Below are 14,140 nucleotides of genomic sequence, written 5' to 3' on the forward strand. Positions count from 1 at the left end.
CCTGACCTGCATGACGAACATCCCCGTGACCACCTGGTCCCTGGAGCAGACCGCCCCGACCGACCTGCTCCCGGCCGCGGCGCCGGAGGGCGACGTGCGGATCGCCCGTGCCGAGGTGCCCTCGCCCGAGTTCAGCCGTTTCCTGTACGCGTCCGTGGGCGGGGACATCCGCTGGACGGACCGGCTGGGCTGGACGTACGCGCGGTGGCAGGAGTACCTGGAGCGGCCGGGAGTGGAGACCTGGGTGGCCTACGACCGGGGCACGCCCGCCGGCTATGTGGAGCTGGAGCCGCAGGACGACTCGGTGGTGGAGATCGCCTACTTCGGCCTGATCCCGGCCTTCCGCGGACGGCGCATCGGCGGGCACCTGCTGTCGTACGGCGCTGCCCGCGCGTGGGATCTCGCGGACCGCTGGCCGGGGCTTGCGCCGACGAAGCGGGTGTGGCTGCATACCTGCAGCAAGGACGGCGAGCACGCGATGGACAACTACCTGCGGCGCGGCTTCAAGCTGTTCGACACCAAGGTCGAGGAGGAGCCGCAGATCGCGACGCCGGGTCCCTGGCCGGGCGCATACCCTGCCTGACCTGGCCCGACAAGACGGCATTCACGCCTTGTGACCGACGACACCCTTGTTCCACATTCCGGGACAAGGGTGTCCGCATGTTGGATAAAGCTGGACTGTGTCCAGATCGCCGTGACACGCTTCCGTCATGTCTGGAACTGGAATTGCCTTGGTGAGTCGGCGGCACGTCGACCTCGGCCGCATGTCCAGCGCCATCTGTCCGGCGAGCTGAGACCTCTCCAGCAACGCCGTTCTCCCCCGCTTTGTCTGTCCCTGCGCAATGATGCGCACGTATGCCCCGATGCGCCGTACGCGCAGGTCAGAGCCGCTTTCCGCCTGTCCCGAAGGACGTAGAACCATGGCCGCCACCCCGCAGAACCCAGCTGCCGCGACTCCCCGCCGCAAGGTGAGCCGTCACCGCGGTGAGGGTCAGTGGGCCGCGGGGCACTTCACCCCGCTCAACGGCAACGAGCAGTTCAAGAAGGACGATGACGGTCTCAATGTGCGGACACGCATTGAGACGATCTACTCCAAGCGCGGCTTCGACTCGATCGACCCCAACGACCTGCGCGGCCGGATGCGCTGGTGGGGCCTGTACACCCAGCGCAAGCCCGGGATCGACGGCGGCAAGACCGCGATCCTGGAGCCGGAGGAGCTGGACGACGAGTGCTTCATGCTGCGCGTCCGCATCGACGGCGGCCGCCTCACCACCCAGCAGCTGCGGGTCGTCGGTGAGATCTCGCAGGAGTTCGCGCGCGGCACCGCCGACATCACCGACCGGCAGAACGTCCAGTACCACTGGATCCGGATCGAGGACGTGCCCGAGATCTGGAACCGCCTGGAGGCCGTCGGGCTGTCCACCACCGAGGCCTGCGGTGACACCCCGCGCGTCGTCCTCGGCTCCCCGGTCGCCGGTATCGCCGAGGACGAGATCGTCGACGGCACCCCCGCCATCGAGGAGATCAACCGCAGGTACATCGGCAGCAAGGAATTCTCCAACCTGCCGCGCAAGTTCAAGACGGCGATCTCCGGCTCGCCGCTGCTCGACGTGGCGCACGAGATCAACGACGTCGCGTTCGTCGGCGTGCACCACCCCGAGCACGGCCCCGGCTTCGACCTGTGGGTGGGCGGCGGCCTGTCCACCAACCCGAAGATCGGCGTCCGGCTCGGCGCCTGGGTGCCGCTGGAGGACGTCCCGGACGTCTGGGCGGGCGTGATCGGCATCTTCCGCGACTACGGCTACCGGCGCCTTCGTACGCGCGCCCGCCTGAAGTTCCTGGTCGCCGACTGGGGCGCGGAGAAGTTCCGCCAGGTCCTTCAGGACGAGTACCTCAAGCGCGAGCTGGCCGACGGTCCCGCCCCCGCTCAGCCGCTGCAGCGCTGGCGCGACCACGTCGGTGTGCACCGGCAGAAGGACGGCCGTTTCTACGTCGGGTTCGCCCCGCGCGTCGGCCGCGTCGACGGCACGATCCTGACGAAGATCGCCGAGCTCGCCGAGGCACACGGTTCGGGCCGGGTCCGGACCACCGTCGAGCAGAAGATGATCATCCTCGATGTCGAGGAGGCACAGGTCGACTCGCTGGTCGAGTCCCTGGAGGCGCTGGACCTCACCGCCAAGCCCTCCCCGTTCCGGCGCGGCACCATGGCCTGCACCGGCATCGAGTACTGCAAGCTCGCCATCGTCGAGACCAAGGCGCGCGGCTCCTCCCTGATCGACGAACTGGAGCGCCGGATCCCGGACTTCGACGAGCCGATCACCATCAACATCAACGGCTGCCCGAACGCCTGCGCCCGTATCCAGGTCGCGGACATCGGTCTCAAGGGCCAGCTGGTGATGAACGACCAGGGCGAGCAGGTCGAGGGCTTCCAGGTGCACCTCGGTGGCGCGCTCGGCCTGGAGGCCGGCTTCGGCCGCAAGGTGCGCGGTCTGAAGGTCACCTCGCAGGAGCTTCCCGACTACGTGGAGCGCGTGCTGAAGCGCTTCCAGGCGGAGCGCGAGGAGGGCGAGCGGTTCGCGACCTGGGCGGCCCGTGCCTCCGAGGAGGCCCTGTCATGAGTGAGCGTGCCGCACCGTTCTACTGCCCCTACTGCGGCGACGAGGACCTGCGTCCGAGCGAGCAGGGCCACGGCTCCTGGGAATGCGCGGCGTGCAACCGCGCATTCCAGCTGAAGTTCCTCGGGCTGCTGGCCCGCGGACTCCAGCACGACACAACGGGAGGGGACGAGATATGACGACCGCTCAGGAAACGCGACGGACAGAGGAGCTGAAGGCCCTCGCCGAGCGGGCGGGCCGCGACCTGGAGGACGCTTCCGCGCTGGAGATTCTCCGGTGGGCGGCGGAGACCTTCGGCAAGCGGTTCTGTGTGACGTCCTCGATGGAGGACGCGGTGGTCGCCCACCTCGCCTCCCGCGCGATGCCCGGGGTCGATGTCGTCTTCCTCGACACCGGCTACCACTTCGAGGAGACCATCGGCACCCGCGACGCCGTCGAGGCCGTGATGGACGTCAACGTCATCACCCTCACCCCCGTCCAGACCGTCGCCGAGCAGGACGCCGAGTACGGCCCGAAACTGCACGACCGCGACCCCGACCTGTGCTGCTTCCTGCGCAAGGTCAAACCGCTTGAGCAGGGGCTGACCAACTACGACGCGTGGGCGACCGGACTGCGCCGCGACGAGTCCCCCACCCGCGCGAACACCCCCGTCGTCGCCTGGGACGACAAGCGCCAGAAGGTCAAGATCTCCCCGATCGCCCGCTGGAGCCAGGACGACGTCGACGCCTACGTCACCGAACACGGCGTGCTGACCAACCCGCTGCTGATGGACGGCTACACCTCCGTCGGCTGCGCCCCCTGCACCCGCCGCGTCCTCGCCGGCGAGGACGCCCGCGCCGGCCGCTGGGCCGGACGCGCCAAGACCGAGTGCGGACTGCACGGATGACCACCACAGCGACCCCTCAGGAGAAGCACGTGACGAGCGGAGCCACCGTCTGGCTCACCGGCCTGCCCAGCGCTGGCAAGACCACGATCGCGTACGAGCTGGCCGGCCGCCTGCGCGAGGAGGGCCACCTCGTCGAGGTGCTCGACGGCGACGAGATCCGCGAGTTCATCTCCGCCGGCCTCGGCTTCTCCCGCGAGGACCGGCACACCAACGTCCAGCGCATCGGCTACGTCGCCGAACTCCTCGCCCGCAACGGTGTGAAGGCCCTCGTCCCGGTCATCGCGCCGTACACCGACAGCCGCGACGCGGTGCGCAAACGGCACGAGACGAACGGCACGCCCTATCTGGAGGTGCACGTGGCGACTCCGGTCGAGGTGTGCTCCGTGCGCGATGTGAAGGGGCTGTACGCCAAGCAGGCCGCGGGCGAGCTGACCGGACTGACCGGCGTGGACGACCCCTACGAGGAGCCCGAAGCGCCCGACCTGCGCATCGAGTCCCAGAACCAGACCGTGCAGGAGTCCGCGGCGTCGCTGTACGCGCTGCTCACCGAGAGGGGACTGGCATGACGACCGTCGCCACGATCGACGAGGGCACCGACACCCCGTACGCGCTGTCGCACCTGGACGCGCTGGAGTCGGAGGCGGTGCACATCTTCCGCGAGGTGGCGGGCGAGTTCGAGCGGCCGGTGATCCTCTTCTCCGGCGGCAAGGACTCCATCGTCATGCTGCACCTGGCGCTGAAGGCGTTCGCGCCCGCGACGGTGCCCTTCTCGCTGCTGCACGTCGACACCGGCCACAACTTCCCCGAGGTCATCGACTACCGCGACCGTACGGTGGACAAGCACGGGCTGCGGCTGCATGTCGCGTCCGTACAGGACTACATCGACCGGGGTGTGCTGCGCGAACGTCCGGACGGGACGCGCAACCCGCTCCAGACGCTGCCGCTGACGGAGAAGATCCAGAGCGAGCGTTTCGACGCCGTGTTCGGCGGCGGGCGCCGCGACGAGGAGAAGGCGCGGGCGAAGGAGCGGGTGTTCTCGCTGCGCGACGAGTTCTCGCAGTGGGACCCGCGCAGGCAACGCCCCGAGCTGTGGAACCTGTACAACGGACGGCACGCCCCCGGCGAGCACGTCCGCGTCTTCCCGCTGTCCAACTGGACCGAGCTGGACGTCTGGCAGTACATCGCCCGCGAGGGCATCGAGCTGCCGGAGATCTACTTCGCCCACGAGCGTGAGGTCTTCCAGCGCAACGGCATGTGGCTGACCGCCGGCGAGTGGGGCGGCCCCAAGGAGGGCGAGACCGTCGAGAAGCGGCAGGTCCGCTACCGCACCGTCGGCGACATGTCCTGCACCGGCGCCGTCGACTCCGACGCCGAGACCCTGGAGCAGGTGATCGCCGAGATCGCCGCGTCCCGCCTCACCGAGCGGGGCGCCACCCGGGCCGACGACAAGCTCTCCGAGGCCGCGATGGAAGACCGTAAGCGCGAGGGGTACTTCTAGCCATGACCAGCACCACCGAACCCACCGAGACGCTGTCGGTCGAGCAGTTGTCGGCGACCACCCTGCTGCGGTTCGCCACCGCGGGGTCGGTCGACGACGGCAAGTCCACCCTGGTCGGCCGCCTGCTGCACGACTCCAAGTCGGTCCTCGTCGACCAGTTGGAGGCCGTGGAGCGCGCCTCGGCTTCGCGGGGGCAGGACGCTCCCGACCTGGCGCTGCTGACGGACGGCCTGCGCGCCGAGCGCGAGCAGGGCATCACCATCGACGTCGCCTACCGCTACTTCGCCACCCCGCGGCGCCGGTTCATCCTCGCCGACACGCCGGGACACGTGCAGTACACCCGCAACATGGTCACCGGCGCGTCGACGGCCGAGCTGACGGTCATCCTCGTCGACGCCCGCAACGGCGTGGTCGAGCAGACCCGCCGGCACGCCGCGATCGCCGCCCTGCTGCGCGTCCCGCACGTGGTGCTCGCGGTGAACAAGATGGACCTCGTCGGGTACGAGGAGAACGTCTTCGGCGCGATCGCCGAGGAGTTCACCGCGTACGCCACCGAACTCGGCGTCCCCGAGGTCACCGCGATCCCGATCTCCGCGCTCAACGGCGACAACGTCGTGGAACCGTCCGCGCACATGGACTGGTACGGCGGCCCCACCGTCCTGGAACACCTGGAAACCGTGCCGGTGAGCCACGACCTGGCGCACTGCCACGCCCGCCTGCCCGTGCAGTACGTGATCCGGCCGCAGACCGCCGAGCACCCCGACTACCGGGGCTACGCGGGCCAGATCGCCGCCGGCACCTTCCGCGTCGGCGAGCAGATCACCGTCCTGCCGTCCGGCCGTTCCACGAAGATCTCCGGGATCGACCTGCTGGGCGAGCCGGTCGACGTCGCCTGGACCACGCAGTCGGTCACCCTCCTGCTGGAGGACGACATCGACATCTCGCGCGGCGACCTGATCGTGCCGAGCAAGGACGCGCCGCCGACCACCCAGGACATCGAGGCGACCGTCTGCCACGTGGCGGACCAGCCGCTGACCGTCGGTCACCGGGTGCTGCTCAAGCACGGCACCCGCACGGTCAAGGCGATCGTCAAGGACATCCCGTCCCGGCTCACCCTCGACGACCTGTCCCTGCACCCGCACCCGGGACAGCTCGTCGCCAACGACATCGGCCGGGTGAAGGTCCGCACCGCCGAGCCGCTGCCGGTCGACTCCTACTCCGACTCCCGGCGCACCGGTTCGTTCATCCTGATCGACCCCAGCGACGGCACCACGCTCACCGCGGGCATGGTCGGCGAGTCGTTCGCCTCCCCGGAGCCGGTCCGGGACGAGGCCGAGGACGACGGGTGGGACTTCTGAACATGACCTCGACCGACTTCTACTCGTCGTTCGCGAAGGAGGGCGGCCGCGTCGGCAGCGGCGCCCTCGGCAGCGGGCAGGGCGGAGTGGCGCGATGTGTGGCGTGATGCCCGCGATGTGTGCGCTGACGTACGCGCCCCGCGCACGGACCTGTGCGCCTCGTGCGCGGACCTACGCGCCTCGTGCGCGGACCTACGCCCCTTGCGCGCGCCGCCGAAAACCCGCCGACCTCCCGGCCACGACCTGAGGTGTCGTGACCGCCGGGCCACCGAGAGGAACACCTCCCGTGCCTGCCACCACCGTCCTGCGCCGCGGTCTCGCGGCGATGGCCGCGCTCCCCCTCCTCGCGCTCGCCGCCTGCGGCTACGGCTCCCAGGCCAAGGACGACGACACCGTCAAGGTCGCCGCCGGGGCGAAGAAGATCGACGGTCTGGACTCCGTCCGGATCGGCTACTTCGGCAACCTCACCCACGCCACCGCGCTGGTCGGCCGGCAGCAGGGCTTCTTCCAGAAGGAACTCGGCGCCACCAAGGCCCAGTACGCCACCTTCAACGCCGGACCCTCCGAGATCGAGGCCCTCAACTCGGGCTCCATCGACATCGGCTGGATCGGTCCGTCCCCGGCGATCAACGGTTACCTGAAGTCGGGCGGCAAGAATCTGCGGATCATCGGCGGTTCGGCGTCGGGCGGTGTGAAGCTCGTGGTCAACCCCGAGAAGATCAAGTCTCTGAAGGACGTCAAGGGCAAGCGGATCGCCACCCCACAGCTCGGAAACACGCAGGACGTGGCGTTTCTGAACTGGATCGCCGAGCAGGGCTGGAAGGTCGACGCGCAGAGCGGCGAGGGCGACGTCTCCGTGATCCGCACCGACAACAAGGTGACCCCGGACGCCTACAAGTCGGGGTCCGTCGACGGCGCATGGGTGCCCGAGCCGACCGCGTCGAAGCTGGTCGCCGAGGGCGCGAAGGTACTGCTCGACGAGTCGACGCTGTGGCCGGAGCAGCAGTTCGTGATCACGAACGTCATCGTCTCGCAGAGCTTCCTCAAGGAGCACCCCAAGGCCGTCGAGGCGGTGCTGCGGGCGTCCGTCGAGACCAACAAATGGATCAACGCCAACCCCGGTAAGGCGAAGACGGCGGCGAACCAGCAGCTCCAGGTGGACACCGGAAAGCCGCTCCCGGCCGACGTGCTGGACCCGGCGTGGAAGTCGATCCGGATCACCGACGACCCCCTGGCGGCCACCTTCGACACCCAGGCGGAGCACGCGGTGAAGGCGGGGCTGCTGGAGCAGTCCGACCTGAAGGGCATCTACGACCTCACGCCGCTCAACAAGATCCTCGCCGCCGAGGGCGAGGCCACCGTCGGCGACGCCGGCCTCGGCGCCGCTTCGTGAGGCCCTGATGAATTTCCGGACAAGTGCCCAGATGACTGCCCAGATGACTGCCCAGTTGAGTTCCAGGAGGTGACGACCATGGCCACGACCTTCGCCAAGGCCGCCGACGCCGGTACGTCGGTGGAGCACGCCGCGCGCATCGAGCATGTCTCGAAGTCCTTCGCCGGCCCAGCCGGGCAGCAGCTCGTCCTCGACGACATCACGCTCGATGTCGCGCCCGGCGAGTTCGTCACCCTCCTGGGGGCCTCGGGCTGCGGCAAGTCCACGCTGCTGAACCTGGTGGCGGGGCTCGACAAGCCGTCGTCCGGCGCGATCTCGACGGACGGCCGTCCGGCGCTGATGTTCCAGGAGCACGCCCTCTTCCCGTGGCTGACCGCGGGCAAGAACATCGAGCTGGCCCTGAAGCTGCGCGGTGTGCCCAAGGGCGACCGGCGCGGCCGGGCGGAGGAACTGCTGGAGCTGGTCCGGCTCCAGGGGGCGTACGGAAAGCGCGTCCACGAACTCTCCGGCGGTATGCGGCAGCGGGTGGCGATGGCCCGTGCGCTCGCGCAGGACAGCAAGCTGCTGCTGATGGACGAGCCGTTCGCGGCGCTGGACGCGATCACCCGCGACGTGCTGCACGACGAGCTGACCCGGATCTGGAACGAGACGCAGCTGTCGGTGCTGTTCGTGACGCACAACGTGCGCGAGGCGGTGCGGCTCGCGCAGCGCGTCGTGCTGCTGTCGTCGCGTCCGGGACGGATCGCGCGCCAGTGGACGGTCGACATCCCGCAGCCGCGCCGCATCGAGGACGCCGCGGTGGCGGAACTGTCCCGTGAGATCACCGAGGAACTGCGTGGGGAGATCCGCCGCCATGGCCAGCACTGACACGCCCGCCGTCAAGAACGTCAAGGACGGCAAGGACGGCCACGACCTGGCCGGCCTCGAGGCGGGCCTGGACGCCCTGGAGACGGTGCACACCGGGCGTACGCCGCTGCGCACGACGTTCACGCAGAAGATCGTGCCGCCGGTCACCGCCATCCTGCTGGTGCTGGCGGTGTGGCAGGCGCTGATCAGCTTCAACGTCGTCGACGACCCGAGCAAGCTGCCCTCCCCCTCCGACGTGTGGGGCGAGGTCCGCACGGCCTGGCTGCAGGGCACCCTGTTCGACTACATCTGGACCAGCGTCTCCCGTGGCCTGCTGGGCTTTTTGCTGGCGCTGGCCATCGGCACCCCGCTGGGGCTGCTGGTGGCCCGGGTGCGGTTCGTGCGGGCGGCGATCGGGCCGATCCTGTCCGGACTGCAGTCGCTGCCGTCGGTGGCCTGGGTGCCGCCGGCCGTCATCTGGCTCGGCCTGAACAACCAGATGATGTACGCCGTGATCCTGCTGGGCGCCGTCCCGTCCATCGCCAACGGCCTGGTCTCGGGCGTGGACCAGGTGCCGCCGCTGTTCCTGCGGGCGGGCCGCACGCTCGGCGCGACCGGTCTGAAGGGCACCTGGCACATCGTGATGCCGGCCGCGCTGCCCGGCTACCTGGCCGGTCTGAAGCAGGGCTGGGCGTTCTCGTGGCGGTCGCTGATGGCCGCCGAGATCATCGCTTCCTCCCCCGACCTGGGCGTGGGGCTCGGCCAGTTGCTGGAGAACGGCCGCAACACCAGCTCCATGTCCATGGTGTTCCTCGCCATCCTGCTCATCCTCGTCGTCGGTATCGCCATCGACCTGCTGATCTTCAGCCCGCTGGAGCGGCGGGTGCTGCGCAGCCGCGGCCTGCTGGTGAAGAGCTGATCCCCATGCGCCACGAACCGGTCCTTCTCGTCATCGCCCACGGCAGCCGCGACCCGCGGCACGCCGCGACCGTGCACGCCCTGGTGCGGCGGGTGCGGTCGCTGCGGCCGGGCCTGCGTGTCGAAACCGGTTTCCTGGACTTCAACATCCCGTCCGTGCAGGGCGTACTGGAGTCCCTGGCGGCGGAGGGGGTCCGCGATGTCGTGGCGTTGCCGCTGTTGCTGACGCGCGCTTTCCATGCGAAGGCGGACATCCCGGCGGTGCTGCGCGAGGCCCCGCGGCGGCTGCGGATCCGCCAGGCGGAGGTGCTCGGCCCCTCGCCGCTGCTGCTCGACGCGCTGGAGCGGCGGCTGTACGAGGCGGGGCTGACGCCCGCCGACAAGTCCTCGACCGGGGTCGTGCTGGCCTCGGCGGGGTCCACCGACCCGGAGGCGATCGCAGTGATCGCAGAAATCGCGCGGGAGTGGCGGCACACCGGTTGGTGCGCCGTGCGACCTGCGTTCGCCTCCGCATCCCTCCCCCGTACCGAGGACGCGGTACGGGAGCTGCGCACCCTCGGCTGCGCACGCGTCGCCGTCGCGCCGTACGTCCTGGCCCCCGGCTTCCTGCCGGACCGCATCGCGCGGGGGGCGGCCGAGGCGGACGTACTGGCCGATGTGCTGGGCCCGGCGCCGGAGGTGGCCCGGGTGCTGCTGGAGCGGTACGACGGGGCGCGGGTGCCGATGCTGACGGCTGTCGGGGCCTGAACGAGCGCTCCTGCTGAGTCGAAGCGGAGCGCTTCTCCGTCGGCCGAGGCCCGCAAGTGTGGCAGCCTGTGATCAACAAGAACGGCCGCCTCGTCAGGACCAACTCATGACCGACAAGCTCAGCCGGCGCGTGGCGCCGTTCCTTCTCCTCCTCCAGGTTGCCTACGTCGTCCTGCTGACGGTGGCCTTCACGGTCCTGCCGCCGGACACGGGGGGAATCGACCAGCCGGACACCACGGCGATGGAGAAGGCGGTCGTCCCCGCCGCCGCCCTCGGCATCATCGTGGCCCTGGCGGGCGCGGCCGCGCTTCTTGGGCTGGAGAAGGCGCGTACGCGCAGCCCCCGGGGCGTGCGTGCGGTGTGGCTGGCGCTCGTCGCCCTGGGCCAACTCGCCATCGCGGCCAAGGCACTGCTCAACGCCCTCGGCCAGACGCCCGGCCCGGACACCGTGGTGGCGGCGGGCATGATCGCGGCCGCTGTGTGCGTTGCCGTCGGGTGTGCGCTCGAGGTACCAGGGCCGTCGTCGGCGTCGGCGTCAGGGGCGCGGGTCGTCTGACCTGACCAAGGTCACTCTGGCGTCGGCTCGGTGAGTTCCACGAGCTTGACGACGGTGTTCCAGTTCCTGGTCGTGGCCATCACGCCCTTGTTCAGCCGGGGTTTGGCCAGGTACTCGGCGAGCTTGGAGCGGCCCAGGCCGTTCGGCGCGTACAGGTACAGGACGCGGTCACCGAGCCGGAACTCCTCGGGGAGGAAGGCGGCCTGGTCGATCTCGGCGAAGCGCTCCGCGTCGACCGGCGCGGAGAAGTACGTGGCGTGCAGCTGCTTGCCCTCCAGTTCGGCGGCCGGGAACGGGCAACTGTCGGCGACCGCCCGCAGATAGGCGTGGTCGCGCACCATGACGTCCACCGCGAAGCCGAACTGTTCCTCGATCGCCTGCGTGAGCTCGGCGGCCAGGGACTCCTCGTCGCCGTGTCCGCTCGCGAACACGGCCTGGCCGCTCTGCAGATACGTACGCACGGCGTCGTACCCGAGGTTCTCCATGAGGGCGCGCAGGTCGGCCATCGGGACCTTCTTGCTGCCGCCCACGTTGATTCCGCGCAGCAGCGCCGCGTACGTCGTCATCCGTCCACCCTAGGCCCTGGCGGCCGTCGTGCCCCGTGGGGGCGGGCACGACGGCCGGTCCTGGGTGGGGGTTGCGCGAAACTCTGGCCGATGAACGGGCCGGGATCAACCACTACACGCACCTGTGACTTGCTCAACAAAGTTTTGTAATCACGAGTCGGCACAAAGGGCGCCAAGGCCGGATCCCTGATCATCGGCCCGGACATCCGCCGATAGATGTAAGGGGCCGGTGTCCTCCCCAGTGCTGAGAGTGGGGTGGCCGTTCGGAGGATCCAGGGCCCCGGCGCTTCACCGGGCAGCACGACGAGACGGCTTTATCCGGCCCATACCTTCGAGACGAAAGGTGGCGGCAGGGGGCCGCCACCGCTCACGAGGGGGCAGCCCGTCATGGGGAACGGAGACATACGCGTGCGGGGACTCGCCGCCCGGGCCGGCGGCTGGAGCGCCCGGCACCGATGGGCGGCCGTGGGGATCTGGGTGCTGTTCGTCGTCCTGGCGATGGGGCTCGGTTCGGCCGCAGGCCGGGTCGACGTCAAGGACAGCGACCAGCTCAAGGGGGAGACACACACCGCCGCGAAGATCATCGAGGACGCCGGCATCGAGGAACCGGCCAGTGAGACCGTCCTGATCCAGTCGAAGGACGGCAGCCTCAAGGCCACGGATCCCGCGTTCCGGGCCGCCGTCACCGATGTGGTGAAGGCCGTCGACGCGACCGGTGAGGTCACGGACATCACCACGCCGTACGACACGAAGACGATTTCCCAGGACGGCCGCAGCGCCCTGGTGCAGTTCGACATCCGCGGGGACTCGAACACCGCCGGTGAGCGGGTGGAGCCGGTCCTGAAGGCCGTCGAGCGGGTCCAACAGGAGCACGAGACGCTGCGGATCGAGGAGATCGGCGGCGCCAGCATGATGAAGACGTTCGACGACGCGTTCGGCGACGACTTCAAGAAGGCCGAGTACTCGGCCGTACCGGTGGCGCTCGGGATTCTGCTCATCGCGTTCGGCGCGGTGGTGGCGGCGCTGCTGCCGGTGGCGCTGGCGATCACGGCGATCATGGCGACGATGGGCCTGATGGGCGTCGTCAGCCATGTGATGCCGATGAGCGACACCGCCAACTCCGTGATGCTGCTGGTCGGTCTGGCCGTCGGCGTCGACTACTGCCTGTTCTATCTGCGCCGCGAGCGCGAGGAGCGCGAGGCAGGCCGGGACGCGCAGACGGCGCTGCGGGTCGCCGCCGCGACGAGTGGTCGGGCGATCATCGTCTCCGGTGTCACGGTGTGCGTGGCGATGGCGGGCATGCTGTTCACGGGGCTCGCCGAGTTCGAGGCGATGGGCCTGGCCTCCCTGATGGTCGTGGCGGTCGCCATGGTCGGTTCGGTGACGGTGCTGCCGGCTTTGCTGTCGCTGCTGGGCGAGCGGGTGGAGAAGGGCCGGATACCGTTTCTGCGGCGCCGTCGCCGGAACGGCAACGGCGCCGGCTCCGGCTCCGGGGAGAGCCGGTTCTGGACCGCCGTACTGAAGGGCGTCCTCGCCAAGCCCGTGGTCTCCGTGGTCGTGGCGGCCGGCGCGCTGCTGGCGATCTCCGCTCCCGCGCTCGGCATGAAGACGCAGAACCTCACGCTGGACCAGGAGTTCGGCGACTCGCTGCCCATCGTGCAGACGTACAACCGGGTCAACGAGGCCTTCCCGGGCGGCTCCGAGCCGGCCGAGGTGGTCGTCAGGGCGGACGACATCAACGCGCCCGACGTGCAGTCGGCGCTCGCCGACTTCCGTGAACGGGCGATCAGTTCGGGCGCCTCACGCGGCCCGGTCGACATCAAGCTGGACGACGCGAAGAACGTCGCCTTCGTATACGTCCCGCTGGTCGGCGGTTCCGACCTGGACAAGGCGGGCGCGAGCCTGGACAAACTCCGCGACGAGGTGCGGCCCGCGACGCTCGGCACGGTCGAGGGCGTCCAGGCGCCGATCACCGGTCAGGTCGCCGGTTCGAAGGACTTCAACGACCAGCTCGTCGGTTCGGTCGCCCCGGTCTTCGTGTTCGTCGTGGTGTTCGCGTTCCTGCTGATGCTGCTGTCGTTCCGTTCGCTGACGATCGCCATCACCTCGATCGCGCTGAACCTGCTGTCGGTGGGCGCGGCCTACGGCATCCTGGTCGCCGTCTTCCAGCACGGCTGGGGCGCGTCACTGGTGGGCGCGGAGGGTGTGGGCGCCATCGTCAGCTGGCTGCCGCTGTTCCTGTTCGTGATCCTGTTCGGCCTGTCGATGGACTACCACGTGTTCGTGGTCTCGCGGATCCGTGAGGCGCGGCTGCGTGGCCGTACGACGAAGGACGCCATCACGCACGGCGTGGTCACCACGGCGGGGGTCGTGACCAGCGCCGCGGTCATCATGGTCGCCGTCTTCGCGATCTTCGGCACCCTGTCGATGCAGTCCATGAAGCAGATGGGCGTCGGCCTCGCGGCGGCGGTGCTCATCGACGCGACGATCATCCGGGGTGTGCTGCTGCCGGCGGTGATGGCGCTGCTCGGTGAGCGGAACTGGTATCTGCCGAAGTGGCTCCGCCGGCTGCCCGACCTGACACACGACGAGACCGCCGACGCGGTGACGGGGACGCGGACGCCGGTGGTGGAGGAAGAGGAAGGGGAGCGGGTGCGGGTCTGAGGTCCGAGCCCCCGCCCGGTCGGGGCCCTCCTTTCCGGGCAGGCCGGACCCCTCATCGGCCGAGGGCCCGTCGGTTCCAGTGGAACCGGCGGG

The 14,140-nt window shown here is 69.7% G+C and carries 15 protein-coding genes; 14 read left to right on the forward strand and 1 reads right to left on the reverse strand.

All coding sequences use genetic code 11. The features are described 5' to 3' along the window. The first annotated feature begins 10 nt into the window (after positions 1 to 10). The 13 genes from I2W78_RS07305 to I2W78_RS07365 all read left to right on the forward strand — a co-directional run bounded on the left by I2W78_RS07305 (position 11) and on the right by I2W78_RS07365 (position 10,817). On the forward strand, positions 11 to 583 hold the full coding sequence (locus tag I2W78_RS07305) for a GNAT family N-acetyltransferase (protein WP_196457968.1): 573 nt from the start codon (positions 11 to 13) through the stop codon (positions 581 to 583). Between the two features lie 127 nt (positions 584 to 710). Then, positions 711 to 794 (forward strand): putative leader peptide, encoded by an 84-nt coding sequence (locus I2W78_RS41635; protein ID WP_309486338.1) that lies wholly within the window; start codon positions 711 to 713, stop codon positions 792 to 794. Positions 795 to 920: 126 nt separating this feature from the next. Then, complete coding sequence (locus I2W78_RS07310) at positions 921 to 2,618, forward strand: nitrite/sulfite reductase (protein ID WP_196457969.1); 1,698 nt, start codon at positions 921 to 923, stop codon at positions 2,616 to 2,618. Then, a complete protein-coding gene (locus I2W78_RS07315; RefSeq protein WP_196457971.1) occupies positions 2,615 to 2,794 on the forward strand; it encodes a hypothetical protein in 180 nt (59 codons plus the stop codon). Before I2W78_RS07310 ends, I2W78_RS07315 begins: the two co-directional genes overlap by 4 nt. After that, complete coding sequence (locus tag I2W78_RS07320) at positions 2,791 to 3,501, forward strand: phosphoadenylyl-sulfate reductase (protein WP_196457973.1); 711 nt, start codon at positions 2,791 to 2,793, stop codon at positions 3,499 to 3,501. The genes I2W78_RS07315 and I2W78_RS07320 overlap by 4 nt, the downstream gene beginning before the upstream one ends. Before the next feature lie 29 nt (positions 3,502 to 3,530). Next, positions 3,531 to 4,067, forward strand: coding sequence for an adenylyl-sulfate kinase (gene cysC, locus I2W78_RS07325; protein ID WP_374222651.1), 537 nt, complete (start codon positions 3,531 to 3,533; stop codon positions 4,065 to 4,067). Next, positions 4,064 to 4,999 carry a sulfate adenylyltransferase subunit CysD gene (gene cysD, locus I2W78_RS07330; protein ID WP_196457977.1) on the forward strand — a complete coding sequence of 312 codons (936 nt, stop codon included), beginning with the start codon at positions 4,064 to 4,066 and terminating at the stop codon, positions 4,997 to 4,999. Before cysC ends, cysD begins: the two co-directional genes overlap by 4 nt. Before the next feature lie 2 nt (positions 5,000 to 5,001). After that, a complete protein-coding gene (locus I2W78_RS07335; RefSeq protein WP_196457979.1) occupies positions 5,002 to 6,357 on the forward strand; it encodes a sulfate adenylyltransferase subunit 1 in 1,356 nt (451 codons plus the stop codon). A 286-nt stretch (positions 6,358 to 6,643) separates the two neighbouring features. Continuing rightward, entirely contained in the window at positions 6,644 to 7,750 is a 1,107-nt protein-coding gene (locus I2W78_RS07345) for an aliphatic sulfonate ABC transporter substrate-binding protein (RefSeq protein WP_196457983.1), read from the forward strand. Positions 7,751 to 7,828: 78 nt separating this feature from the next. Further along, entirely contained in the window at positions 7,829 to 8,617 is a 789-nt protein-coding gene (locus I2W78_RS07350) for an ABC transporter ATP-binding protein (protein WP_196457985.1), read from the forward strand. Continuing rightward, positions 8,604 to 9,515: an ABC transporter permease gene (locus tag I2W78_RS07355; RefSeq protein ID WP_196457986.1), complete on the forward strand. Its 912-nt coding sequence runs from the start codon at positions 8,604 to 8,606 to the stop codon at positions 9,513 to 9,515. The genes I2W78_RS07350 and I2W78_RS07355 overlap by 14 nt, the downstream gene beginning before the upstream one ends. 5 nt (positions 9,516 to 9,520) lie before the next feature. Further along, positions 9,521 to 10,261 carry a sirohydrochlorin chelatase gene (locus I2W78_RS07360; protein WP_196457987.1) on the forward strand — a complete coding sequence of 247 codons (741 nt, stop codon included), beginning with the start codon at positions 9,521 to 9,523 and terminating at the stop codon, positions 10,259 to 10,261. A gap of 106 nt (positions 10,262 to 10,367) precedes the next feature. Then, entirely contained in the window at positions 10,368 to 10,817 is a 450-nt protein-coding gene (locus I2W78_RS07365; RefSeq protein ID WP_196457988.1) for a hypothetical protein, read from the forward strand. Between the two features lie 11 nt (positions 10,818 to 10,828). On the opposite strand, the gene I2W78_RS07370 is transcribed toward I2W78_RS07365, so the two are convergent. Next, on the reverse strand, positions 10,829 to 11,383 hold the full coding sequence (locus I2W78_RS07370; RefSeq protein ID WP_196457989.1) for a DUF1697 domain-containing protein: 555 nt from the start codon (positions 11,381 to 11,383) through the stop codon (positions 10,829 to 10,831). Between the two features lie 387 nt (positions 11,384 to 11,770). On the opposite strand from I2W78_RS07370, the gene I2W78_RS07375 reads away from it, so the two are divergent. Then, complete coding sequence (locus I2W78_RS07375) at positions 11,771 to 14,047, forward strand: MMPL family transporter (protein WP_196457990.1); 2,277 nt, start codon at positions 11,771 to 11,773, stop codon at positions 14,045 to 14,047. Positions 14,048 to 14,140: the final 93 nt, after the last annotated feature.

The organism is Streptomyces spinoverrucosus (assembly GCF_015712165.1).
Classification (GTDB): domain Bacteria; phylum Actinomycetota; class Actinomycetes; order Streptomycetales; family Streptomycetaceae; genus Streptomyces; species Streptomyces spinoverrucosus_A.